Genomic DNA, 23,041 nt, shown 5'->3' on the forward strand with positions numbered 1-23,041 from the left:
CGGAGTTGGCATGTCTCTGTCCGCCCGCCTCGACCGGCTGCCCCTGAGCAGGCCGCACTACCTGCTGCTGCTGATCGGCGGCTTCGGTTACACCTTCGACGGCATGGACGCCGCGGTCGTGGCGTTCCTGCTGCCCGATGTGAAGCGGGTCTTCGAACTGGACAACGCGACCCTCGGGCTGGTCGCCTCGGCGGCCCCGTTCGGCTTCCTGTTCGGTGCCATCCTGGCCGGCTATCTCGGCGATCGGATCGGGCGCAAGAAGGTGATGATGTATTCCCTGGTGGTGTACGCGGTCGCCTCGCTGATCGCGGCCGCCGCCCCCAACTTCCCGATCTTTCTGGTCATGCGGGTCATCGCCGGTGCGGGCGCGGGTGCGGAGAGCGCGATCATCGCGCCCTTCCTGTCCGAGTTCGTTCCGAAGGCTCGCCGCGGTTGGTTCGTCGGTGCGCTGTCGGGCTTCTTCTCCTTCGGGTTCGTCCTCGCCGCCCTGATCGGCCGCTTCGTGGTACCGACCGTGCCACACGGCTGGCGCTGGGCCCAGGTGATCACCTTCCTGCCGATCGTGATGCTGCTGTGGTGGCGACGGAAGCTGCCCGAATCGCCGCGTTACCTGCAGAACAACGGGCGTACCGAGGAGGCCGAGGCGGTCGTCGCCGGACTGGAGGACGGCGTCCGACGGGCGACCGGGGCGGAACTGCCACCCATCGACCCCAACCATCCCGAGGAGCCCGCGCCGCGGAAGTTCACCCTGGGGTCGGCGCTGCGGCATCTGTGGGGGCCGCAGCTGTGGCGGGTCACCTCGGTGACCTGGCTCATCTGGTTCGTGATCACCTTCTCCTACTACGGCTTCTTCTCCTGGATCCCGACTCTGCTGGTGGAGAAGGGGATCGGCGTCACCCGGTCCTTCAACTTCTCGATCCTGATCTACCTGGCGCAGATCCCGGGTTACTTCAGCGCCGCCTGGGTCAACGAACGTCTCGATCGCAAGTACACGATCGCGATCTATCTGGCCGGTTCGGCCGTCAGCGCCTACTGGTTGAGCCAGATGACCGATCCGGTGTGGATCACCGCCGCCGGCATCGCGCTCTCGTTCTTCCTGAATGGCACCTACGCCGGCGTGTACGCCTACACCCCCGAGGTCTTCCCGACCTGGCTGCGGGCCACCGGAGTGGGCTTCAGCTCGTCGTTCGGCCGGATCGGTTCGATCACCGCGCCGCTGATCATCGGAGTTTTCGCCACCCAGTGGGGATTCGCTGGCGTCTTCGGGATGACCACCGCCGTGCTCGCGGTCGGTATCATCTGCACGCTGCTGTTCGCCGTCCCGACCAAGGGCCGTTCCCTGGAAGGGATTTCCGCCCAGGTGGAGCAGGGTGAGGCGGGGCGGCTGCGATGAACGGGGTGGAGTCGTTCGCCGACCTCGCCGCGGTGCAGGAGGAGGTCCGCCGGGAGCTCGGTTTCCGGTTGTTCACCGTGCTCGCCCTCGAGGATGAGGGCAGGATACTCACCCGGGTGTGGTCATCGGAACCGGAGGCGTACCCGGTCGGTGGCCGCAAACAGGTGGCCACCGAGATCTCGCCCGGCTGGGTCCAGCGCTGCCTGGTCGAGCAGCGCAGCTTCTTCGGTGCCACTCCCGAGCAGGTGCGCCAGGTGTTCGCCGATCACGAGCTGATCGCCGCACTCGGTTGCGGCAGCATCATCAACGTGCCCGTCGTCGTCGGCGGGGAAACCGTTGGAGCATTGAACATTCTCGATGCCGAGGGGCACTATGCCGCCGACTCGGTGCGACTGGCCGAACGCATTGCCGAGCGTTCGGCGTACGCGATCGAAAGGAGCGTTGGATGAGCGAGCTGGTGCTGAGCGGTGGGCGGGTGTTCGATCCCGGGACCGGTGACTGGCACACCCACGATCTGCGGATCCGCGACGGCCGGGTCGTCGAGGTCGGGGAGTCGCTCGGCGGGGACGAACGGCTGGATGTCAGCGATCGCTTCGTGCTGCCCGGTCTGATCGATTGCCATGTGCACATCATGGCCAGTTCGGCCGATCTGGCATCGCTGCCGGACACGCCGCCGAGTTACGTGGCGCTCGGTGCCGCGGAGATCATGGGCGGCATGCTGGATCGGGGCTTCACCACGGTGCGCGATGTGGGCGGTGCCGACTTCGGCTACCACCGTGCGCAGCGGGAGGGGCTGGTACGCGGGCCGCGGATCTTCTTCGGAGGCAGGGCTCTCTCGCAGACCGGTGGGCATGGCGACGTGCGGCCGGCGGGCCGCAACGGTTACGACCCGAGCCAGTGCTGCGCCGGGCTCGGGCGGGTCGCCGACGGCGTCGACGAGGTGCGCCGGGCGGCGCGGGACGAGCTGCGCAAGGGTGCCGACCATCTCAAGATCATGGCCTCCGGCGGGGTGGCCTCACCGACCGACCGGATCGATTCGGTGCAGTACTCGTTGGCGGAGATGCGTGCCGCGGTCGAGGAGGCCGAGGCTGCCAACCGCTATGTCGCCGCCCATGCGTACACCTCGCGGGCGATCCGACGGGCGCTGGAGGCCGGGGTCCGCAGCATCGAGCATGCGAACCTGATCGATGAGGAGACGGTGGCGATGCTGCGGGAGAAGGACGCGTTCGTCACGATGAACCTGGTCACCTACTGGGCGCTCGCCGACGAGGGCCAACGCTTCGGGCTGCCCGCCGATCAGCTCGCGAAGGTGGCCGCGGTGCTCGACGGGGGTGTCCGCGCGCTGAAGCTCGCCCATGCCGGGGGTGTGAACCCCGCCTTCGGCACCGATCTGCTCGGCGGGATGCATCGCCACCAGGCACGGGAGTTCGCGATCCGCGCCGAACACATCCCGGCGGTCGACGTGATCCGCGGCGCCACCTCGGTCGCCGCGCGGTTGCTGCGCCGCGAGGACGAGTTGGGCACCCTGGCCGAGGGGGCGTACGCCGATGTGGTGGTGGTGGACGGTGATCCGGTGGCCGACATCTCGGTGCTGGCCGAGAGCCGGCTGCGGCACGTGCTGCAGGGTGGCCGGGTGGTCGCCGGTGAACAAGCCGGACGGTCCTGACCCGGCACTCGAACTCCTGGGGCCGATCGCACCGTGTGGACTGGCACGCCACCCCTGGAGGATCGATGTCCAAGGAGACAAGGGGTTCGCGACAGCCCTGCGGGGCGGCAAGGTGTACGCCTACCGCGCGTGAGGGCCGGGGGATCCGGGCCGGTTGTTCACGTGGCCCTGCGAAATCTGCGGCTCGATCGCGGAATCGGCCGATCTGGGCACGGATCTGCAATCGAGCCGCAGATTTCGGCGGGCTGCTATCGAGGTGCGCTCATCTCGACACGCTCGGCATTGCTCCGCTTCGCTACGCATGCCGAGCTACTCGATGAGCGTACGTTCCGCTTCGCTGCGCATGCCGAGCTACTCGATGAGCGTACGTTCCGCTGCGCTGCGCATGCCGAGCTCCTCGATGAGCGTGGGGGTGGCTACTTGGTGAGCGAATCGGAGCGGAGGCCGGCCTCGACGCGGCGTACCGCCTCGGTGGTGGCCTCCTTGATCAGCCGACCGCAGGCCGGGTTGTAACGCGTGGTCGGCAGGGCGACGGTGACGGCGGCGACACCGACCCCGTCGGTGGTGCGGACCAGCCGGCCGAAGGCGGTCACCCCGCGCTCGGAGCGGCCGCGGTTCATCGCGATCCCGGCCCGGCGCACCTTCGCCAGCTCGGTCCGCAACCAGTCGGGATCCACCGGGTCGCCGGTCTCCAGACAGCGCTCCAACGCCTCCTCATCGGACAGCTCGGAGAGCAGCATCATCCCGCCGGCGGTCCGGTGCGCGGTGAAGAGCATCCCCTCGCGGGTGCCGACATGCAGCTGGTGCGGGGACTCCGCACTCGCCAGGAACCGCACATTGCCACCGACCAGGATCATCAGATGGCTGGTCTCCTGCACCACCTCGGTGAGCAGCGCCAACGGCCGCAACGAGGCCTCCCGCAACCGGGCGGTCAGGGACGGGGTGTCGCCGCCACCGGCCAGCACCCGGCCGGGACCGTAACGCCGATCCGCACCCTGCACCGCGAAGTCGCGATAGACCAGCATCCGCGCCAACCGGTGCGCCGTCGAGGGCGCCACCTCCAGTCGCTGGGCGATCTCGGCGACGCTCAACTCTCCCTCCAGTTGCAGCATCGCCGCCAGTCGCAACGCATTGTCCACCGAGGCCAACGCATAGGAGGGCCGGTCCTTGCGGGTCGTGGCGCGTACCGTCATGGCTCCATTCTGCTATAGAGAATTACCTGTTCCTATCCGTGGAACGGATTCACCATGGAAGGCATGCCTCTCAATGAAATGAGTGCCGGACGTCGTCGTCCGGACGATTCGAGTGCCGGCCATCGCCGTCCGGCCTGGCTGGTCGTCCTGCTCTGTTGGATCCTGGTGGTCTTCGACGGCTACGACCTGATCGTGTACGGCACCACGTTGCCGCATCTCCAGGCTGAATGGGGATTGTCGGCCGGTGCCGCTGGGTTCGTCGGCTCCCTCGCCTTCGCCGGAATGATGGTCGGGGCCCTGGTCGCCGGCTACCTGGCCGACCACCTCGGTCGGCGCAACACCATCCTGGTCTGCACGGCACTGTTCTCGGTCTTCACCGCGGCCTGCGCCTTCGCCACCGATCAGACGATGTTCGGCGCCTTCCGCTTCATCGCCGGGATCGGGCTCGGCGGTCTGGTGCCGTCGGCCAATGCGCTCACCGCGGAGTTCGTACGCCCGCGCTTCCGTTCGGCGGTGTCCACCATCATGATGTCCGGGGTGCCGATCGGCGGTTCGATCGCCGCCGTGATCGGCATCTTCCTGCTGCCCAAGCAGCCCACCGCAGGCACCTGGCACGAGATGTATCTGATCGGTTTCGCCGCGGTCGCGGTGATCATCATCTGCCTCTTCGCATTGCCGGAATCCCCGTCCTGGTTGCGTTCCAAGGGACGGGTGGCAGCAGCCGAACGGGTGGAGGCGATCTACGGGATCCGATTCACCGACGAAGCCAGCGTGGTCGCCGAGCAGTCCGAGGTGAACAAGCAGGGTGGCCCGTTCCACCAGCCGTGGCTGCTGCCGACCATCCTGTTCTCCGCCGCGACGCTGACCACCCTGTTCGCCTGGTACGGGCTGGGCACCTGGCTGCCCAAGCTGATGGCCTCCGATGCCCGCTTCGACATGGGCAACCCGCTGGGATTCCTGCTGGCATTGAACCTCGGCGCCGTCGTCGGGTCCGCGCTGACCGCCTGGGCCGGCGTCCGGTTCGGGCCCGTGCGCAGTGCCGTCGTCGCCGCGCTGGCGGCCGGGCTCGGCCTCGCCTTCCTGCTCACCTACCCGGGCTCGCTGGCGCCGATCTATGCCGCGCTGATCTTCGCCGGCATCGGCACCCACGGTACCCAGTGCCTGATCATCGCCGCGATCACCACCCACTATCCGGCCCGGTTGCGCGGCGCCGCGCTCGGCCTCGCGCTGGGGATCGGCCGGATCGGTGCGGTCGCCGCACCGCAGGTCGGTGGCTGGTTGCTCGACTGGACCACCTCACCCACCAGTCCCAGGGGCAACGTGGGCAGCAACTTCGCCGCATTCGCCATCGCAGCAGGGATCTCGGCGATTCTGCTGGCGATCATCGCGGTGACCGTCAAGCACCGCCAGGTGACCCAGTCGCCCGCTCCGGTAATCTCAGAAACCTCCTCCTGAAAGGGGATCCATCGTGTCTGTCGATCACGCTTCCGAACCGATGCAGCAGTCCTCCCCGGTGAAATTGCCGCCCATCGAGGGGCCCACGCAGCCGCCGATCACCGCTGAGCTCACCGAGCTCTACCGCTCCTTCGAGAAGGAGCTGCTGATCCCGCTGTGGTACGAGATCGGTGACCTGATGCCGGCCAACCCGCAGTCCAAGGCGGCCGCCCACCTGTGGCGATGGGCGGATCTGCTGCCGCTGGCCGAGCAGGCCGGTCGGATCGTCGCGGTCGGCCGGGGCGGGGAACGCCGGGCGATCGCGCTGGCCAACCCGAGCCTGGGCGGCCGGCCCTACATCGCACCGAACCTGTGGTGCGCCATCCAATACCTGGGCCCGGGGGAGACCGCGCCCTATCACCGGCACACCCAGAACGCATTCCGATTCGTCGTCGAGGGCCAGGGCGTGTGGACACTGGTGAACGGCGACTCGGTCGCCATGCAGCGCGGTGACTTCCTGCCGCAGGGGTCGTGGAACTGGCACGCCCACCACAACCCCAGTGGCAACCCGATGGCCTGGATCGACGGGCTCGACATCCCCTTCCAGTACGCCGCGGAGAGCACCTTCTTCGAGTTCGGCCCCGAGGAGCTGGACAACACCGGCACCCCGGAACTGTCCGACTCCGAGAAGTTGTGGCGCCACGGCGGGCTCACCCCGCTCACCGCGGCCGGGCGTACCAGCCCCTCCTCACCGCTGCTCGCCTATCGCTGGAGCGCCACCGATGCGGCGCTCACCGGGCAGCTCGAAGTGGCCCGCAACCGCCCCGAGGTGCTGCCCGAACCCGGGCACGCCGCGGTCCGCTACACCAACCCGCAGACCGCCCGGGACGTGCTGCCCACCATCCGCACCGAGATCCACCGGATCACCCCCGGCACCGAGACCACCCCGATCCGTCGGGTCGGCAGCAGCGTCTATCAGGTCTTCGACGGTTCCGGCCGGGTCCGGGTGGGGGAGCAGAGCTGGAGCGTCACCCGCGGCGACCTCTTCGTGGTGCCGTCCTGGCAGCAGTTCAGCGTCACCTCGACCGCGACCGGTTCGGATTCCGACTCGGGTGCGCTGGATCTGTTCAGCTTCTCCGACGCCCCCATCTTCGAAGCCCTCAATCTCTACCGCGAACAGGAGAACGCATGAAACTCGCCACCATCCACACCGCCGACGGCACCCAGGCAGCCCGCCTCGAGGGCGATGAGCTCGTCGCGCTGCCGGCCCCCGATGTCCGGGCTCTGCTGGCCCACCCGGACATGGCGGCGATCGCGGCCGTCGACGGTCCGCGGATCGCGGTGGCCGAGGCCAACTTCGCCCCGGTGGTGGTCAACCCGCAGCGGATCGTCTGCGTCGGGTTGAACTACGCGAATCACATCAAGGAAATGGGCCGCGACCTGCCCGAATATCCGACGATCTTCTCCAAGTACCCCGATGCGCTCACCGGTGCCTTCGACGACATCCCGCTGCCGCCGGAGACCGAGGCCTTCGACTGGGAGGTCGAGCTGGCGGTGATCGTCGGCGCCAGCGGCCGCCGGCTCACCGGTGCCGACGGCGAGGCCGCGATCGCCGGCTTCGCCACCCTCAACGACGTCACCGTCCGCGACTGGCAGTACCGCACCAAGGAGTGGACCCAGGGCAAGGCGTGGGAGAAGCAGACCCCGCTCGGCCCCTATCTGGTCACCCCCGACGAGGTCGGCGGCACCCGCCCCGCGCTGCGGGTGACCACCAGGGTGGACGGCGAGATCATGCAGGACAACAACACCGCCGAGCTGGTCTTCGACCCGGTGCGCCTGGTCGAATACATCTCCACCTTCACCCGGCTGCAGCCCGGAGACGTGATCGCGACGGGTACGCCCGGCGGCGTCGGCCATGCCCGCAAGCCACCGGTCTATCTGCACCCCGGTTCGGTCCTGGAGACCGAGGTCGAGGGGGTCGGCGCCCAGCGCAACCGGATCGTCGAGGAGCAGCTGTGAGGCTGGACTGGACCCGCGACGGCACCGCCGCGGTCACCGAGGCCCTGGAATCCCTGTCAGAACAGGATTTCCAGGCGCCCTCGGGGCTGCCGGGGTGGACCCGCAAGCACCTGGTGGCCCACCTGGCGGCGAACGCGGACGCGCTCACCAACCTGGTCGCCTGGGCGCGTACCGGGGTGGAGACGCCGATGTATTCCTCCACCGGCCAGCGCAATGCCGACATCGAGGCCGGGGGCCAGCGCCCCGGCAGCGAACTGCGGGACTGGTTCACCGACTCCGCCGCGCGGCTCGACACCGACTGGGCCGCCCTGACCGAGGACCAGTGGCAGCACGCGGTCCGCACCGCCCAGGGGCGTACCGTCCCGGCCGGTGAAACCGTCTGGATGCGCAACCGGGAACTGTGGGTGCACCTGGTCGATCTCGATCTCGATCTCGGCAACGGCTTCAACCAGGCGCCGATCGAGTTCTGCTCCCGGCTGGTCACCGAGATCGCCGCCAAGCGGGCCGACCAGGGTCCGGCGCTGGAGCTGCACAGCAGCGACACCGGGGAGACCTGGCAGGTCAGCGGGTCCGGGGAACCGGTTCGGCTCACCGGAACACTCGCCGAGATGACGGCATATCTCAGCGGTCGCGGAAACCCGGTGGGTGGTCCGGAGCTGCCTGCCTGGCTCTGAGACGGCGGTCACTCCGCGGCGGGGGCGTGATTTCGTGCCGACTGGTACGGATGGGATGAACATGTACGCTTCCGCCGTACCGACCCCGTTCAGGCAGAAAGGCAATCGTGACGACCCAGACAGTCCCGCGCCGCCTCGTCATCGTCGAGTCGCCCACCAAGGCGTCCAAGATCGCGAGCTACCTCGGCGACGGCTATGTCGTGGAGTCGAGCCGGGGCCACATCTGCGACCTGCCGCAGGGGTCGGCCGACATCCCCGCCAAGTACAAGGGCCAGCCGTGGGCGCGGCTCGGGGTGAACATCCCCGACGATTTCGACCCGCTCTACGTGGTGCCCGCCGAGAAGAAGGGCACCGTCCGCGAGTTGAAGGCGGCGCTCGCCGACGCCGACGAACTGCTGCTGGCCACCGACGGTGACCGCGAGGGCGAGGCGATCGCCTGGCACCTGATGCAGCAGCTCAAGCCGAAGGTGCCGGCGCTGCGGATGGTCTTCCACGAGATCACCGAGCAGGCGATCCAGGAAGCGGTGGCCAACCCGCGCGAACTGGACATCGATCTGGTGGATGCGCAGGAGGCCCGCCGGATCCTGGACCGGCTCTACGGCTACGAGGTCTCCCCGGTGCTCTGGCGCAAGGTCAAGCCGCGGCTGTCGGCGGGCCGGGTGCAGTCGGTGGCGACCCGGCTGGTCGTCGACCGGGAACGGGAGCGGATGGCGTTCCGCTCCGCCAGCTACTGGGATCTCGACGCGCTGCTGAACGCCGGCAGCGAGGCCGAGCCGCCCACCTTCACCTCCCGGCTCACCCAGGTGGGGGAGCGCCGGGTCGCCCAGGGCCGCGACTTCGACTCCCGCGGCAACCTCACCGGCAGCAATCTGGTGCACCTGGACGAGCAGGCCGCCCGCTCGCTCGCCGACGCGCTGCCGCAGGCCGACTGGCAGGTGGCCAGCGTCGATTCGCGGCCCTACACCCGCAAGCCGTACGCCCCCTTCCGGACCACCACGATGCAGCAGGAGGCCGGCCGCAAGCTCGGCTTCTCCGCGCAGCGGGCGATGTCGGTGGCCCAGGACCTCTACGAGCGCGGCTTCATCACCTACATGCGTACCGATTCGGTGGCGCTGTCGGCGCAGGCGATCAGTGCCGCCCGCAACCAGGTCCAGCAGCTCTTCGGCGGGAACTATCTGCCCGCCCAGCCCCGGGCGTACGCCTCCAAGGTGAAGAACGCCCAGGAGGCGCACGAGGCGATCCGGCCCGCCGGTGAGACCTTCCAGACCCCGGCCCAGACCGGGCTGTCGGGTGACCACTTCCGGCTCTACGAGCTGATCTGGATGCGGACCATCGCCTCCCAGATGAAGGACGCCGAGGGCCAGACCGTCACGGTGAGGATCACCGCCAGCGGCGCGACCCCCGAGGTCTGCACGTTCACCGCCTCGGGGCGGACCATCACCTTCCACGGCTTCCTGAAGGCGTACGTGGAGGCGGTCGACGAGTCCCGCGAGGGCAGCCAGTCCGACGACGCCCAGTCCCGGCTGCCGCAGCTGGTCCAGGGCCAGTCGCTGAGCGCGGAGAAGGTGACCGCCAGCGGCCACGAGACCAAGCCGCCGGCCCGCTACACCGAGCCCTCGCTGGTGGCGAAGCTGGAGGAGCTGGAGATCGGCCGGCCCTCGACCTATGCCTCGATCATCCGCACCATCACCAGCCGCGACTACGTCTTCAAGCGCGGCTCCGCGCTGGTACCGACCTGGCTCGCGTTCGGTGTCACCCGGTTGCTGGAGGAACATTTCCCGAAGCTGATCGACTACCAGTTCACCGCCACCATGGAGGCCGACCTCGATGAGGTCGCCCGCGGTGACATGGCCCGGCTCGAGGTGCTCAAGGACTTCTGGTTCGGCGCCGGGGACGCGGCCGGGCTGCACTCCCTGGTCAACGAGCTCGGCGAGATCGACGCCCGTCGGCTGTCGACCTTCCCGCTCGGTGACCTGGACTCCGGGATCGTGGTCCGGGTCGGTCGCTACGGCACCTATGTCGAGGGGCCGGAGGAGAAGCGGGCCAATGTGCCCGAGGATCTGCCGCCCGATGAGCTCACCGTCGAGTACGCCAAGGAGCTGCTGGCCAAGCCGATGGGTGAGGAGCGCGAGCTCGGCACCGATCCGCAGACCGGCAACCCGGTGGTCGCCCGCAACGGTCGCTTCGGGCCCTATGTCACCGAGGTGCTCGGTGAGGATGCGCCGAAGTCGGCCAAGCCGCGGACCGGGTCGCTGTTCCGCACCATGGACATCGACACCGTCACCCTCGAGCAGGCCCTGGAACTGATGAACCTGCCGCGGGTGGTCGGCAAGGACGCCGAGGGCGTCGAGATCACCGCGCAGAACGGCCGTTACGGGCCGTATCTGAAGAAGGGCACCGACTCCCGTTCGCTGGAGACCGAGGACCAGATCTTCAGCATCACCCTGGAGCAGGCCGAGGCGATCTATGCCCAGCCCAAGCGCCGCGGCCGGGCTGCCGCCAAGCCGCCGCTGAAGGAACTCGGCGACGATCCGGCCTCCGGCAAGCCGATGGTGGTCAAGGACGGCCGGTTCGGTCCCTATGTGACCGACGGGGAGACCAACGCGACCCTGCGCCGCGACGACTCGGTGGAGGCGATCACCGCCGAGCGTGGTGCCGAGTTGCTCGCCGAGAAGCGCGCCAAGGGCCCGGCCAAGAAGGCCACCCGCAAGAAGGCGACGGCGAAGAAGGCCACCAAGAAGGCCCCCGCCAAGAAGACCGCAGCGAAGAAGTCGACCGCCAAGAAGGCCCCGGCCAAGAAGACCGCGGCGAAGAAGGCCGCCAAGAAGAGCTGACCGACGTACGCTCAGTCGGCTTTCCGGGCCGGTACGCCCAACAGGGCGGCCAGGACGCCGGCAGCGACGGCCATCAGCAGCGGCTGGTCGAGCCGGCCGCCGACCGCCGCACCCAGGGAGACCCCGAGCACCGTGGCGGTGGCCATCGCCGTCATCGCGGTGGTCAGCGAGGCGCGGGGGGCGAACCGCTCGACCAGGGTGAAGGCGCTGACCAGGATCGGGCCGATCCCGAGCCCGGCGAGCAGGGCGCCGAGCACCAGCAGCGGCAACGAATCGAGGGTGCCGGCCATCAGCAGCGCACCGGCGACCAGCATCACCCCGCCGATCGGCAGCCGCGGCCAGACCGGCCCCGGCAGTCGGCCGGTGAGCAGCGAGGCGACACCGCTGCCGACGCCGACCACGGCGTACACCGGCCCGGTCAGGCCCGCCTGCCCGACGGCCTCGAAGTGCGCGGCCAGACCGGTCTGCAGGCTGCCGAAACCGACGCCGACGGCTCCCGCCGCGAGCAGCGGCGCCAGCATCACCCGCCACGGGATCGGCCCGCGGCCGCTCTGCCCGGCCAGGGCCGATGTCGGTTCGCGGAGCAGGAACAGCGCGAACGCGCCCTGACCGAACAGGGTCAGTGCGGCGATCACCAGCAACCCGGGGCGAGCGCCGAGGGCGCCGATCAGCACCCCGCCGACGGCCGGGCCGAGGACGAAGCTGACCTCATCGATCGCGGACTCGTAACCCAGCGCGCGGCGTACCAACTGGTCCCCGCCGGCGACATCCGGGCGGTCGTCGGCGTACCGCGCCAACCGCGTCCAGCGGCTGCGGGCGATCGCCGCCACCTGCGGATTGGCGGCGCCGAGCAGGGCGGCCAGCGCGAGCAGGGCGGGCAGCACCGACACCCCGACCCACATCAGGCCGAACAGCGAACCGAGCTGGATCGCGGTGGCGCCGAGCAGCACCGGCAGGGCGCCGTGCCGATCGACCAGCCGGCCGACGACGGGGGCACCCACCGCGGTACCGATGCCGAGGGCGGCGACCGCGAGACCGGCGGTCGCCAGGCCACCGCCGGCGCGGGTGACATAGAGCAGCACCCCGAGCTGGATCATCGCGGCGGGCAACCGGCCGAAGGCCGCGGTCAACAGGAAGGGCAGCCCGCCGGTACGCAGCAGACTGGGCTGCTGGCGGCGTACCGGTCGGGAACTGGAAGTCTGGTCGGACAACTCGATCACGCATCCTCCGGGGACGACTCATCGGCACGCTCCCGACCACGCCGCGTGCTCACCAGACCCACAGAGTGCCCCAAGTCTAACCCGGAACCGCGGTCCCCGCCGAACGGCTAGGATCACGCCGATGGGCAAGAATCGTCGGGTCGAGGTGCGCCGTTTCGAGCTGCCCTGGCACGCCCCCGTCGGCCGGCTCGTCAACCCCGAACTCGGGCTCGCCAGCGTCTCGCAGCGCGGCGGCGAGTACGCCCCCTACACGATCGACGTGACCGTGTTGGACGCCCCCGACCACCGGCTGGTGCGCGCCGGGATCTGGCTGGCGCACCGGGTGCTGGAGGGGCGCGGTGAGTGGTATCTGGCCGCCGACGGCTGGGAACCCTGGCTGCCCACCGAGCGGATCGAACAGCTCGGCGAGGGCGATCTGCCCGACGAGCTCGCCGACCTGGTCCGCCCGTTCCGACGCGGCGCGGCGCTCGGCCCGACCGCGGCACTGACCTGCCGCCGGGAGGAGTACGCGCTGCGCGACGCCGAGAAGCGGCTGGTCGCGGTGCTCCGCAACGAGGCCGTCCAGGTCCGCTCCGGTGGGGTCACCACCGCCCGGTACCGTCAGCTCACCCTGACCGGGGTCGGCAATCGGCTGACCAGCGGCCAGGCCGCCTGGCTCACCGGATCGCTGAACGCCGCCGGCGGCACCCAGGTCGCCGGGTTCCCGCCGCTGGCGCAGCGTCTCGGTGCCCCCGCGACCGGTCTCAGCGACCTGCCCGAGGGCCGCGACCCCGATCCCGAGGACACCCTGGAGCGGTTCGTCGGCGGATTGCTCGCGGCCCGGTTGCGGCGGATCACCCGCGCCGACCTCGCGGTCCGCGGCGGCCATCGCCGCGGGGCCCGCGAGCTCGCCGGTGAACTGCTGCGGATGCGGACCGAGCTGCAGGGGATGGTCCCGCTGCTGGATCCGCAGTGGAGCGGTGACCTCGCCGCCGAACTCGACTGGGCCGCGCAGGCGGTCCGCGGCACCACCGCCGACACCGTGCCGGCCGAGCTGTCCGGGGAGCGCTATCTGCGGCTGCTGGACCGGTTGGTGTCGGCGAGCCGGGCCCCGGCGCTCGGTGACGCGGGTGCGGAACCGGCCGGTACCGCGCTGAGCGGGCTGTTGCGGCAACGGGTCCGGGACCTGCGCCGGGCGATGGCCGGGCTGTCCGCCGAGGAGGGGGCCGACGGCGACTGGTTGGCCGCGCTGCGGGCCGCGGAGGGGGTACGCGACTGCTGCGGCGTACAGGCCGAGGAGACGAAACCGGTCCGCGCCCTGCGCCGCCGGGCGACCCGGTTGGTGGCCGCGCTGGATGAGTGTCTGGAAGCCCACGACGAGCGGCAGCAGCTGCGGTTGGACGATCTGACCTCGGAGCAGGCGTTCGCCGCCGGCCGGGCCTATGAGCGGGTCGCGGTGGCCGAACAGGACGCCCGCGCGGACCTGCTCGACGACTGGCCCCGGATCGAGCGTCGGCTGCGCCGCGCCGCGAAGGAGCTGTGAGGTGTTCGTCGTCTTCGAGGGTGGTGACGGCGCCGGCAAGTCCACCCAGGTGCGCCGGCTCGCCGACTGGCTGGCCGCCCGCGGGCAGCGGGTGCTGCTCACCCACGAACCGGGTGACACCGAGCTGGGCCAGCAGATCCGCCGGATCGTGCTGGACCCGGGCACCGGCGAGGTCGACCTGCGCGCCGAGGCGCTGCTGATCGCCGCGGACAAGGCGCAGCATCTGGCGCAGGTGGTACGCCCGGCGCTCGCCGACGGCTCGGTGGTGGTCTGCGACCGCTACATCGACTCGATGATCGCCTACCAGGGCGCGGGGCGGGGCCTGGGTGCCGACCAGGTGGCCGGGCTGGTCGACTGGGCCACCGACGGGCTGCGACCCGACCTGACCGTGTTGCTCGATGTCGATCCCGACGAGGCCGTGCACCGCAAGGAGAGCAAGGACCGGCTGGAGGGGCTCGGGGTGGAGTTCCATGCCCGGGTCCGAGCGGCGTTCCTCGAACTCGCCGCCGCCGACCCGGACCGCTATCTGGTGCTGCCGGCCCGCCGCAGCCGCGACGAGATCGCCGCCGCGGTGGCCGAGCGGGTGGCTGGGTCGTTGTCGGTGCCGCGCGGCACACTGGGGCCATGACCAGTTCCCCGCAGACCGCGCCCGCACCGGGGGTGTGGGCCGACCTGGTCGGCCAGCAGCCCGCGATCGACGTGCTGTCCCGCGCGGTCCGCGGCGAGCAGCATGCGATGAGCCACGCCTGGTTGATCACCGGGCCGCCCGGGTCGGGGCGCTCCAACGCCGCGCGCGCGTTCGCCGCGGCGTTGCAGTGCGAGCGCGGCGGTTGCGGTGAGTGCACCGCCTGCCGGACCGCGCTGTCCGGGGCCCATCCCGATGTCACCCTGGTCCGCACCGAGATGCTGTCGATCGGTGTCGAGGAGGTCCGCGACCTGGTCCGCCGGGCGTCGATGAGTCCGACCCTCGGCCGCAAGCAGGTGCTCGTCGTCGAGGACGCCGACCGGGTCACCGAGCGGGGTGCCGACGCGCTGCTCAAGGCGATCGAGGAGCCGGCCCAGCGGACGGTCTGGATCCTCTGCGCGCCCACCCCCGATGACGTGGTCGCCACCATCCGCTCCCGGTGCCGGCTGCTCACCCTGACCACCCCGAACCCGGCCGCGGTCGCCGAGCTGCTGATCCGCCGCGACGGCATCGACCCGGCGATGGCGGCGTACGCGGCCCGTGCCGCGAGTGGTCACGTCGGCCGCGCCCGGGCACTGGCCCGCGACGAGGGCGCCCGCAACCGGCGCCGCGAGGTGCTCGCCATTCCCGGCCGGTTGACCGGGCTGGGGCCCTGCCTGGACGCGGCCGCCGACCTGGTCGCGGCGACCAGCGAGGAGGCCTCGGTGGCCACCGCCGAGCTCGATGCCCGGGAGCGCAAGGAGCTGGAGGAGGCGCTCGGCTTCGGCACCAAGGGCGCCCGGCCGCGGCAGGCCGCCGCCGCACTGAAGGATCTCGAGGAGCAGCAGAAGGCCCGCGCCAAGCGGCTGCAGCGCGACGCCCTGGATCGGGCACTGACCGAGCTGACCGGTTACTACCGCGATGTCCTCGCCACCCAGACCGGGGCGGATGCCGAGCTGGTCAATCCCGAACTGGGCAAGCAGATCGGCGTCCTGGCCCGGCGGACCACCCCGGAGGCGACGCTGCGGCGGATCGACGCCCTGCTCGCCTGCCGGACCGCCCTGGAGGGCAATGTGGCGCCGCTGCTCGCGGTCGAATCGATGCTGATCTCACTGGTGGAAGCCGATCGCTGACCCGTGTCGCTCCCGGGCGTACGCCGGCCGCGGAGTTAGCCTGATAGCGGTCAGCCGACAGACCTCTTGACTTCCCCACCGTCGAAGGACTTCCCACATGAGCGTACGCGAGACTCTTCCCCGTTCCGGCTCCTCGGCAGTCGAGGAGACCCAGCCGCTCGACCTCGAGGGCGTCGATTCGCAGGATGAGCGGACCGCGCGTCTCGATACCGGTGACGAGCGCACCCAGGTGCAGCCGGTCCCCGCCCCGCCCGCCGACGCCGCCGAGCGCGAGCGTCGCCGCCGCGAGCGGGAGAAGGCCCTGGGCACCCGCCGCAAGAACACCGAGCCCGAGCCGGTCGCGGTCGCCCCGAAGCCGAAGCGCACCACCGACAAGTTCCTCGGTTCGCTCGGCCTGCTGCTGCTCCGCCTGGTCGCCGCCGGCATCATCGGCATCCACGGTTACGCCAAGGCGATGGACATCGGCTCGGTGCAGCAGATGCTGAACAACACGATCATCCCCGAGCCGGTGATCATGAGCTATGTGCTCGCCGCCAGCGAGGTCGCGATCGCGCTCGCCCTGGTGCTCGGCCTGCTGACCCGGCTCGCCGGTCTCGGCCTGGCCGCCATCGGCATCGGTGCGCTGGTGTTCGTGAAGTGGGTGCAGAACCCGTTCACCGGCAACACCCTGTCCGGTGAGCTGGAGCTGCTGCTCGGTGCCGTCGGTCTGCTGTTCCTCTGCGTCGGCGCCGGTGGTGCCAGCGTGGACGCCGCCTTCCGGCGCCGTCGCGCGGCCGCCAAGGCCTGATACCGACCCTGCTCGACCCACGGCGGATCGGGGTGACCATCGCGGTTACCCCGATCCGCCTACATTTGCACCCATGAGGGCGCGGCTGGGAATCGGTTGGCTGCTCGCCCTCGCGATGACCGTCACCGGGTGCAGCGCCGCCGCACCAGCACCGGCCCCCGCGCCCGACCCCGCCCTGTTCGGTACGCCGCAGCCGGCCGCCACCCGTCCGGCCGGCGAGGCCACCGCACCGGACCGGCCGCAGCTGCCGATCCCCGAGGTCACCCCGACCGGGCTCGTCGACCCGCCCCCGGGTGCAGGTCCCACCCGTTATCAGCAGCAGCGCCTCGACTGGAACCGCTGCACGATCGGCAACCGGGCGTACGAGTGCGCGAATGCCCTCGCCCCGCTGGATGCCGAGCGCCCCGACGAGCGTGCGGTCACCCTGGCGCTGCTCAAGGTCCCGGCCAGCAGGCAGCCGCGGCTGGGCACCCTGTTCGTCAACCCCGGTGGGCCGGGGGAGGGTGGTCGCTGGTTGGCGGCCGGTCTGCAGCGTACCGGTCTGGAGCAGTACGACATCGTCGGCTGGGATCCGCGTGGCACCGGTGCCTCCACCCCGGTGCGCTGCACCGACCCGGCCCAGACCGACACCCTGCTGGCCGCGGACAGTTCACCCGACGACGAGGCCGAGCGGGCGGCGTACCGGCAGCTGAACGCCGATTTCGGCCGCGCCTGCCTGGCCAACTCGGGCGAACTGCTGGAGCACATCTCGACCGTCGACACGGTGCGCGACCTGGATCTGTTGCGCGGGCTCGTCGGCGATCCGAAGCTGCAGTTCCTCGGCTACTCCTATGGCACCGCGATCGGCTCCCGCTATGCCCAGATGTATCCCGACCGGGTCGGGGCGATGGTGCTGGACAGTGCGGTGAACGTGATCCCCGACGACCAGTCGGTGGTGCAGGCGATGGGCTTCGACCGGGCGCTGACCGAATTCGCGGACTGGTGCGCCGGCCGGAACTGCAGTCTGGGCAGCGATCGCGCGGCTGTCCTCGCCCGGATCACCGGTCTCTTCGACGGTGCCGACGGGGCCCCGATCCCGGCCGGCGGGAACCGGCCGCTGACCCAGTCACTGGCGGTGACCGGGGTGATCTCTTCCTTGTACGGAACCGAATCCGGCTGGCCGAAGCTGCTCGAGGCGATCGAGCAGGCACGCGCCGGGGACGGCAGGGCGCTGCTCGAGATGGCCGACAGCTACGAGGGCCGCAGCGCCGATGGCCGGTACGCGAACCGGGCGTACGCCTTCGACGCGATCCGCTGCCTGGACCGCCCGGACAAGGGCCTGGCCGCCGCCGACGCGAAGGCCGAGCAGGAGACCCGGCAGGCACCGATCTTCGGGCGCTACTTCGGACCCGACTACGTCTGCCCGAGCTGGCCGGTGCCGCCGAAACCGATGCCCGGTCCGGTCACCGCCCCCGGGGTGCCCCAGATCCTGGTGATCGGCACGACCGGGGACTCGGCCACACCCTACGAATACGCCCCCCGGATGGCTCGCGAACTCGGCGCGGCCCGGTTGCTGACCTATCAGGGGGAGGGGCACGCGGCCTATGGCGGCAAATCGAAGTGTGTCGACGATGCGGTCGTGCAGACCTTCACCACCGGCGTACCGGCGACCGACCTCACCTGCTCCTGAGACCGCTCAGTCGCCGGCGCCGAAGCCGGCGTCGGCGAGCACCTGCTGGCCGCGGGGGCCACGGATGAAATCGGTGAAGCTCTTGGCCGGGCCGGGCCCGGTGGAGGAGGCCAGCACCACGATCGGGTAGCGGTTCAGCACCTGATCGGCCTGCGGGAAGTCGACGGCGGTGACCTTGTCACCGGCCGCCCGGGTGTCGGTCCGATAGACGATCCCGGCGTCGGCCTGGCCGCCGGTCACCTTGCCGAGCACATCGGTCACGCTGTTCTCCTCGCTGACCGGCTTCAGCGTCACCCCGGCCGCGCGGGCGACCTGCCCGGTGGCATTGCCGCAGGGCACCTGGGGTGCACAGGTGACCAGACTGACCTTGTCCAGATCGGCGAGGGAGGCGATCTGCCTGGGATTGCCGGGTGCGGTGGCGATGGTGAGCCGGTTGGTGGCGAAGATCTCCGGTTCGCCGCCGTTCAGTTTCGCGTTCACCGCCTTGGTCATGGTCGCCTCGTCGGCGGTGGCGAGCACATCGCCGGGGGCGCCGTTCTGCAACTGGGTCAGCAGATCCGCCGACCCGCCGAAGGTGAGCCGGACTGTGCTGCCGGGGTGCTGCTCCTGGTAGTCCTTGCCCAGCTGGGTGAAGGCCTTGGTCAGCGAAGCGGCGGCATAGACGGTGATCGTCTGCTTCGTGGTAGCGGCCGGTTCCCCGGCGGCGGGGGACTGCGAACAGGCGGTGAGGGCGAGTACGCCGATGGCCGCGATCGCTGCGGTGGTTGCGTTCCGGACGCTCACTCGGCCGCCCCCTCGGACTCGATGATCACCGTGGTCGCCTTGATCACCGCGACCGCCAGGGCACCCGGTTCCAGGCCGAGGTCGCGGACCGAGTCGGCGCTGATCAACGAGGTGATCCGGTGCGGGCCGCAGCGCAGCTGCACCTGGCCCATCACCCCATCGGTGCGGACCTCGGTGACGATGCCGGTCAGCCGGTTGCGGGCCGACAGTGCGCCGCCGAAGGGGTCCTCGGCGGCCTGCGGGCGGGATTCGGCGTACGCCGCCAGGTCCGGTCCGGGAATGGTCAGCCGGCCCGCCGAGTCGGTCTCGGCCGGCACCTGTCCGGAGTCGACCAACCGACGGAACGTGTCGTCGCTGACACCCAGGAGTGCCGCGGCTTCGCTCACCCGATAGTTGCGCATGGGACAGTTCTACACGCATTTGCGTCCCGTTCACCATCCTGATGCCGCAGTTGCGGTGAACTTGTCTTTGATTGAAAGTGGCAGTAGATTGATTGAACATTCAACTCTGAAGGAGAAACGTGAGCAACCTGAGCGAACTGACCGGGACCTACGCCATCGACGCCGCGCACAGCTCGTTGAGCTTCGTCGCGCGTCACGCCATGGTGGCCAAGGTCCGAGGTTCCTTCGAGAAGTTCGAGGGCACCGCCAACCTGGACGGCCAGAATCCCGACAACTCCTCGGTGCGCGTCACCATCGACCCCGCCTCGGTCGACACCCGCAGCTCCGATCGCGATGCGCACCTGGCTTCGCCCGACTTCTTCGACGTCGCCCAGCACCCGAGCTGGCACTTCGAGTCCACCGGTGTGAAGGTGACCGGCGACGACACCTTCGACGTGGCCGGCAACCTGACCATCAAGGGTGTCACCCAGCCGGTGACCATTCCCTTCGAGTACACCGGTTCGGCGACCGACCCCTTCGGCAACCAGCGCGCCGGCTTCGAGGGTGAGATCACCGTCAACCGCAAGGACTTCGGCCTGACCTGGAACGCCGCCCTGGAGACCGGTGGCGTGCTGGTCTCGGAGAAGGTCAAGCTCGAGCTCGAGATCTCGGCGATCAAGCAGGCCTGATCTCCCGCAACAACTTTCGGGGACGGGGTGGCGACCGGCAGGTCGTCACCCCGTTTTTCTTTGTCTATTGGGACTTCGAGGGGTCACACAGCGGGACCGGTGGCTCTGTGGCGTACGCCCGGTGCAGCAGTCCGATGAGGTCGGTGTGGTCGCCGAGGGGCTGATCGGCGATCCGGGACACCGGGATGCCCGGGCTCCAGGAGTTCATCAGCGCGGCGGCGAACCGGTCATCGAGGTCCATCACCCGGACCGGTCGAGTGGTCTGCGGGATTCCCTGCGCGGACAGCCGGCGACGCAGGATCTGCTGGGTGATGCCGTCGAGCAGCTCGGCCTGCGGCCAGATCACCGATGTCCCATCCCAGAAGGCGATGTTCCAGATCGTCGCCTCGCTGATCCGCCCGGAGTGGTCGACGAAGACCGCGTCATCGAAGCCGGCCTCGTTCGCCCGCCGCAGCAACTCGGTCTTGGCCACCTCGCCGACGTGCTTGAGCTGGGGGAGATGCCGTTGGTGGGGCAGCGCGGCCAGGGTGACGGGGTCGGGTGCCGGGGTGACCGGATCGGTGATCCGGACCAGCAGGTCGAGCTCGGTGTCGGTGCTGGCGCGATTGAACTCGCCCGGGCGGGCACTCACATGGCAGGTCAGCGACAGATCGGCCGGTGCGTCCGCGGTCGCGGAGCACAACAGGTCGCGGATCCGGTCATCGGGGACGGCTCGGCCGAACAGCTGCTCGCTGGCCGCGCGCAACCGGGCCAGATGCAGGTCGAGCCCGCGGACCGCGCGGTCGCGCACCTGCATGGCGGTGAAGTGGGCGTACCCGGCGAATGCCAGCGGAGCAAGGTCTTCCGCGCTGGCCCGGTTACCGTTGAACTGGGTTTCGGAGATCGGCATGGGGACAAGCTAGGAGTTGACACCAGTGTCAGAGGCAAGCCCGCAGCGGTTGCTGCGGATCGGTGAGCTGGCGGACCGTGCCCGAGTCAGCCCGCGGATGCTGCGCCACTATGAGAACGAGGGGGTCCTGCGGGCGTCGCGATCCTCAGCGGGGCAGCGACTGTTCGACCAGGACGCGGTCGAGCAGGTGCGCTTCATCCGCGAACTGCTCGATGCCGGGCTGCCGATCCGGGTGATCCGGGAACTGGTCGACTGCATCCACGAACCGGGGTGGCTGGAGCCGTGCGCGGTGCCGCTGCTGGTCGCGCACCTGCGCGAGCACGATGCGCGGATCGCGGAGCTGACCAGTACGCGGGATTCCCTGCAGGGATTGATCGACGCCTCGACCGGGTGAGCTGTTCCGGGTGGCCCCGGGGTGGTGACGGGTCCGGGGTGGTGACATCGTTGCTGCAGCGGCGGAATGTCGCTTTGTCGAGGTGGACGGAGGCGGGGGGATGACTGAGTCAGGTGCGCCGATCGCGGTGGTGGCCGGCGCGTCGCGGGGACTGGGATTGCTGGTGGCCCGCGAGCTGGGTCGCCGTGGGTATCGCGTGGCGCTCTGCGCCCGGAATGCCGAGGCCCTGCAGCAGGCGGTGCGTTCGCTGGCCGAGGAAGGGGTCGACGCGACGGCGTACCCCTGCGACGTCTCGGAGGTGGAAGCCGTCCGGGCGATGGTGCGACAGATCGAGACCGAGTTGGGTCCGATCGAGACCTCGATCCAGGTGGCCGGCAACATCCAGGTCGGCCCGCCGGAGGCGGTCACCCACGAGCATTTCGTCGAGGCGATCGACGTGATGCTGTGGGGGCCGATCAACGTCGCGATGACCGTGCTGCCGGGGATGCGGGAGCGGCGCAGTGGCCACATCGGGACCGTCTCGTCGGTGGGCGGGATGATCAGCGTTCCGCATCTTCTCCCTTACAGCACAGCGAAATTCGGTGCCTACGGATTCAGTCAGGGTCTGCGAGCGGCGACCTCGGGCACCGGTGTCACGGTCACCACGATCACCCCCTGGCTGATGCGTACCGGTTCGCACCTGCGGGCGCAGTTCTTCGGCGATGCGGCCAAGGAGTACGCCTGGTTCGCACCGGGGGCGTCGTTGCCGCTGGTGTCGGTCGATGGTGAGGTCGCCGCGCGTCGGATCGTCGACGGCACCCTGGCCGGCAAGGCGCTGGTGCCGATCTCGCCGCTCACCCGGGTGGCCGCCGCGGTGCAGGGGTTGCTGCCCGGTACCACCGCGACGCTGCTCGGGCTGGCGGGTCGACTGCTGCCGCACGGTACGAACAGCGAGACCGTGGATGGGGAGCAGGCCCGCACCGGGTTGCGGCGCGGTGGCCTGGTGGACCGGCTGACCACGCTGGGCGACCGGATGGCCCGGCGTACCAACGAGGTGTGAGTCTCACCGACCCGCGGTCGCGAGCCAGGCATCGGCGCGGCGCCGGGAGGCGCGGGACAGCCAGGCCTCCTGGACCAGTTCGGTGATCAGTTGTCGGCCGGTCTCACCGAGCCGGCTGGCGCGAACCAGGATCGAGGGGTGCCCGTCGAAGTGCGGGGTGGTGAAGAACGGGGAGTTCTGGTCCTGGATCAGTGCCTGCTTGTCGGCCTCGTCGGCGACCCAGATCACGATCACGTCGTCGTAGCGTTCACCGGTCTCGGGATCGAAGGCGTCGGGTCGCGGGTTGCGGAAGAAGACGAAAGATCTCCCGCCCACCTGGTAGACGTGGTTGCCGCTGTTGCCGACCTCGACGGTCACGTGCGGCATCGCGCGCGCCGCGTCGTGCACATCCTTGACCCGTGCCGGCCGGTCCTTGGCCATCGATGCCTCCCTGAGAGCCGCCTGGGGGAGTCGAACCCCCGACCTACGCATTACGAGTGCGTTGCTCTACCTACTGAGCTAAGGCGGCATCGGCCGGCGTGCCGACCGAGGAGTGAGTGTACCGGAGCGCCGGAGCAGTCGACAATCGAGATGAACCCGTACGCCCCGTTCATCGAGTAGGTCGCGCAGCGACCGTGTCGAGATGAACCCAGAAATATTCCCCAAACCCTCTTGAATGA

General features: G+C 70.0%; 22 protein-coding genes and 1 tRNA gene. 16 read left to right on the forward strand and 7 right to left on the reverse strand.

All coding sequences use genetic code 11. The features are described from left to right. The first annotated feature begins 10 nt into the window (after window positions 1-10). From BI335_RS07280 to BI335_RS07290, 3 genes are read left to right on the forward strand one after another with little or no spacing between them, the layout of a single operon-like run. Window positions 11-1,393: an MFS transporter gene (locus tag BI335_RS07280; protein WP_094430072.1), complete on the forward strand. Its 1,383-nt coding sequence runs from the start codon at window positions 11-13 to the stop codon at window positions 1,391-1,393. Continuing rightward, window positions 1,390-1,842, forward strand: coding sequence for a GAF domain-containing protein (locus BI335_RS07285; RefSeq protein ID WP_094430073.1), 453 nt, complete (start codon window positions 1,390-1,392; stop codon window positions 1,840-1,842). Before BI335_RS07280 ends, BI335_RS07285 begins: the two co-directional genes overlap by 4 nt. Next, window positions 1,839-3,059 (forward strand): metal-dependent hydrolase family protein, encoded by a 1,221-nt coding sequence (locus BI335_RS07290; protein WP_094430074.1) that lies wholly within the window; start codon window positions 1,839-1,841, stop codon window positions 3,057-3,059. Before BI335_RS07285 ends, BI335_RS07290 begins: the two co-directional genes overlap by 4 nt. Before the next feature lie 416 nt (window positions 3,060-3,475). On the opposite strand, the gene BI335_RS07295 is transcribed toward BI335_RS07290, so the two are convergent. Further along, complete coding sequence (locus tag BI335_RS07295) at window positions 3,476-4,252, reverse strand: IclR family transcriptional regulator (RefSeq protein ID WP_094357886.1); 777 nt, start codon at window positions 4,250-4,252, stop codon at window positions 3,476-3,478. 63 nt (window positions 4,253-4,315) lie between these two features. On the opposite strand from BI335_RS07295, the gene BI335_RS07300 reads away from it, so the two are divergent. From BI335_RS07300 to topA, 5 genes are all read left to right on the forward strand, one after another. Continuing rightward, the gene (locus tag BI335_RS07300) at window positions 4,316-5,707 is read left to right on the forward strand and encodes an MFS transporter (RefSeq protein WP_229117717.1); all 1,392 of its coding nucleotides are present in this window, start codon (window positions 4,316-4,318) and stop codon (window positions 5,705-5,707) included. A 13-nt stretch (window positions 5,708-5,720) separates the two neighbouring features. Beyond that, window positions 5,721-6,878, forward strand: a complete 1,158-nt coding sequence (locus BI335_RS07305) for a cupin domain-containing protein (protein ID WP_229117718.1) — start codon at window positions 5,721-5,723, stop codon at window positions 6,876-6,878. Then, window positions 6,875-7,705 carry a fumarylacetoacetate hydrolase family protein gene (locus BI335_RS07310; protein WP_094430075.1) on the forward strand — a complete coding sequence of 277 codons (831 nt, stop codon included), beginning with the start codon at window positions 6,875-6,877 and terminating at the stop codon, window positions 7,703-7,705. Before BI335_RS07305 ends, BI335_RS07310 begins: the two co-directional genes overlap by 4 nt. After that, complete coding sequence (locus BI335_RS07315) at window positions 7,702-8,379, forward strand: maleylpyruvate isomerase family mycothiol-dependent enzyme (protein WP_094430076.1); 678 nt, start codon at window positions 7,702-7,704, stop codon at window positions 8,377-8,379. Before BI335_RS07310 ends, BI335_RS07315 begins: the two co-directional genes overlap by 4 nt. A gap of 107 nt (window positions 8,380-8,486) precedes the next feature. Then, on the forward strand, window positions 8,487-11,213 hold the full coding sequence (gene topA / locus BI335_RS07320; RefSeq protein WP_094399439.1) for a type I DNA topoisomerase: 2,727 nt from the start codon (window positions 8,487-8,489) through the stop codon (window positions 11,211-11,213). Window positions 11,214-11,224: 11 nt separating this feature from the next. Here the strand turns inward: topA and BI335_RS07325 are convergent, their stop codons facing one another. Beyond that, entirely contained in the window at window positions 11,225-12,433 is a 1,209-nt protein-coding gene (locus BI335_RS07325; RefSeq protein WP_094399437.1) for an MFS transporter, read from the reverse strand. A gap of 121 nt (window positions 12,434-12,554) precedes the next feature. On the opposite strand from BI335_RS07325, the gene BI335_RS07330 reads away from it, so the two are divergent. From BI335_RS07330 to BI335_RS07350, 5 genes are all read left to right on the forward strand, one after another. Continuing rightward, window positions 12,555-13,955 carry a hypothetical protein gene (locus BI335_RS07330; protein ID WP_094430077.1) on the forward strand — a complete coding sequence of 467 codons (1,401 nt, stop codon included), beginning with the start codon at window positions 12,555-12,557 and terminating at the stop codon, window positions 13,953-13,955. Between the two features lies 1 nt (window position 13,956). Further along, window positions 13,957-14,583 (forward strand): dTMP kinase, encoded by a 627-nt coding sequence (tmk, locus tag BI335_RS07335; RefSeq protein ID WP_098476963.1) that lies wholly within the window; start codon window positions 13,957-13,959, stop codon window positions 14,581-14,583. After that, the gene (locus BI335_RS07340) at window positions 14,580-15,752 is read left to right on the forward strand and encodes a DNA polymerase III subunit delta' (RefSeq protein ID WP_094357869.1); all 1,173 of its coding nucleotides are present in this window, start codon (window positions 14,580-14,582) and stop codon (window positions 15,750-15,752) included. The genes tmk and BI335_RS07340 overlap by 4 nt, the downstream gene beginning before the upstream one ends. A 97-nt stretch (window positions 15,753-15,849) precedes the next feature. After that, entirely contained in the window at window positions 15,850-16,539 is a 690-nt protein-coding gene (locus BI335_RS07345) for a DoxX family protein (RefSeq protein ID WP_094357868.1), read from the forward strand. 73 nt (window positions 16,540-16,612) lie between these two features. Further along, entirely contained in the window at window positions 16,613-18,208 is a 1,596-nt protein-coding gene (locus BI335_RS07350; RefSeq protein ID WP_094430079.1) for an alpha/beta hydrolase, read from the forward strand. A gap of 6 nt (window positions 18,209-18,214) precedes the next feature. On the opposite strand, the gene modA is transcribed toward BI335_RS07350, so the two are convergent. Together modA and BI335_RS21835 are read right to left on the reverse strand one after the other, a co-directional pair. Beyond that, on the reverse strand, window positions 18,215-18,991 hold the full coding sequence (gene modA, locus BI335_RS21830; RefSeq protein ID WP_094430080.1) for a molybdate ABC transporter substrate-binding protein: 777 nt from the start codon (window positions 18,989-18,991) through the stop codon (window positions 18,215-18,217). Continuing rightward, complete coding sequence (locus BI335_RS21835; protein WP_094430081.1) at window positions 18,988-19,392, reverse strand: TOBE domain-containing protein; 405 nt, start codon at window positions 19,390-19,392, stop codon at window positions 18,988-18,990. Before BI335_RS21835 ends, modA begins: the two co-directional genes overlap by 4 nt. 119 nt (window positions 19,393-19,511) lie before the next feature. On the opposite strand from BI335_RS21835, the gene BI335_RS07365 reads away from it, so the two are divergent. After that, on the forward strand, window positions 19,512-20,060 hold the full coding sequence (locus BI335_RS07365; protein WP_094357860.1) for a YceI family protein: 549 nt from the start codon (window positions 19,512-19,514) through the stop codon (window positions 20,058-20,060). 64 nt (window positions 20,061-20,124) lie between these two features. Here BI335_RS07365 and BI335_RS07370 read toward each other — a convergent pair whose 3' ends face one another. Next, window positions 20,125-20,949 carry an aminotransferase class IV family protein gene (locus BI335_RS07370; protein WP_094430082.1) on the reverse strand — a complete coding sequence of 275 codons (825 nt, stop codon included), beginning with the start codon at window positions 20,947-20,949 and terminating at the stop codon, window positions 20,125-20,127. 25 nt (window positions 20,950-20,974) lie between these two features. Here BI335_RS07370 and BI335_RS07375 point away from each other — a divergent pair, with 25 nt between their 5' ends. Together BI335_RS07375 and BI335_RS07380 are read left to right on the forward strand one after the other, a co-directional pair. Continuing rightward, window positions 20,975-21,343 (forward strand): MerR family transcriptional regulator, encoded by a 369-nt coding sequence (locus BI335_RS07375; RefSeq protein WP_208109040.1) that lies wholly within the window; start codon window positions 20,975-20,977, stop codon window positions 21,341-21,343. A gap of 100 nt (window positions 21,344-21,443) precedes the next feature. Beyond that, the gene (locus tag BI335_RS07380) at window positions 21,444-22,382 is read left to right on the forward strand and encodes an SDR family NAD(P)-dependent oxidoreductase (RefSeq protein ID WP_094430084.1); all 939 of its coding nucleotides are present in this window, start codon (window positions 21,444-21,446) and stop codon (window positions 22,380-22,382) included. A 3-nt stretch (window positions 22,383-22,385) separates the two neighbouring features. Here the strand turns inward: BI335_RS07380 and BI335_RS07385 are convergent, their stop codons facing one another. Together BI335_RS07385 and BI335_RS07390 are read right to left on the reverse strand one after the other, a co-directional pair. Next, window positions 22,386-22,802 carry an MmcQ/YjbR family DNA-binding protein gene (locus tag BI335_RS07385; protein WP_094430085.1) on the reverse strand — a complete coding sequence of 139 codons (417 nt, stop codon included), beginning with the start codon at window positions 22,800-22,802 and terminating at the stop codon, window positions 22,386-22,388. 15 nt (window positions 22,803-22,817) lie between these two features. Beyond that, window positions 22,818-22,890: transfer RNA gene (locus tag BI335_RS07390), tRNA-Thr, on the reverse strand. Between the last annotated feature and the right edge of the window lie 151 nt (window positions 22,891-23,041).

Source organism: Enemella evansiae (assembly GCF_002250705.1).
Lineage (GTDB): Bacteria > Actinomycetota > Actinomycetes > Propionibacteriales > Propionibacteriaceae > Enemella > Enemella evansiae.

Bases quoted from the DNA above. Each gene is read 5' to 3' on its own strand.
- BI335_RS07280 (WP_094430072.1), top strand. From the start codon at position 11: ATGTCTCTGTCCGCCCGCCTCGACCGGCTGCCCCTGAGCAGGCCGCAC.
- BI335_RS07285 (WP_094430073.1), top strand. From the start codon at position 1,390: ATGAACGGGGTGGAGTCGTTCGCCGACCTCGCCGCGGTGCAGGAGGAG.
- BI335_RS07290 (WP_094430074.1), top strand. From the start codon at position 1,839: ATGAGCGAGCTGGTGCTGAGCGGTGGGCGGGTGTTCGATCCCGGGACC.
- BI335_RS07295 (WP_094357886.1), bottom strand. From the start codon at position 4,252: ATGACGGTACGCGCCACGACCCGCAAGGACCGGCCCTCCTATGCGTTG.
- BI335_RS07300 (WP_229117717.1), top strand. From the start codon at position 4,316: ATGCCTCTCAATGAAATGAGTGCCGGACGTCGTCGTCCGGACGATTCG.
- BI335_RS07310 (WP_094430075.1), top strand. From the start codon at position 6,875: ATGAAACTCGCCACCATCCACACCGCCGACGGCACCCAGGCAGCCCGC.
- BI335_RS07330 (WP_094430077.1), top strand. From the start codon at position 12,555: ATGGGCAAGAATCGTCGGGTCGAGGTGCGCCGTTTCGAGCTGCCCTGG.
- BI335_RS07340 (WP_094357869.1), top strand. From the start codon at position 14,580: ATGACCAGTTCCCCGCAGACCGCGCCCGCACCGGGGGTGTGGGCCGAC.
- BI335_RS07345 (WP_094357868.1), top strand. From the start codon at position 15,850: ATGAGCGTACGCGAGACTCTTCCCCGTTCCGGCTCCTCGGCAGTCGAG.
- BI335_RS07350 (WP_094430079.1), top strand. From the start codon at position 16,613: ATGAGGGCGCGGCTGGGAATCGGTTGGCTGCTCGCCCTCGCGATGACC.
- BI335_RS21835 (WP_094430081.1), bottom strand. From the start codon at position 19,392: ATGCGCAACTATCGGGTGAGCGAAGCCGCGGCACTCCTGGGTGTCAGC.
- BI335_RS07370 (WP_094430082.1), bottom strand. From the start codon at position 20,949: ATGCCGATCTCCGAAACCCAGTTCAACGGTAACCGGGCCAGCGCGGAA.
- BI335_RS07380 (WP_094430084.1), top strand. From the start codon at position 21,444: ATGACTGAGTCAGGTGCGCCGATCGCGGTGGTGGCCGGCGCGTCGCGG.
- BI335_RS07385 (WP_094430085.1), bottom strand. From the start codon at position 22,802: ATGGCCAAGGACCGGCCGGCACGGGTCAAGGATGTGCACGACGCGGCG.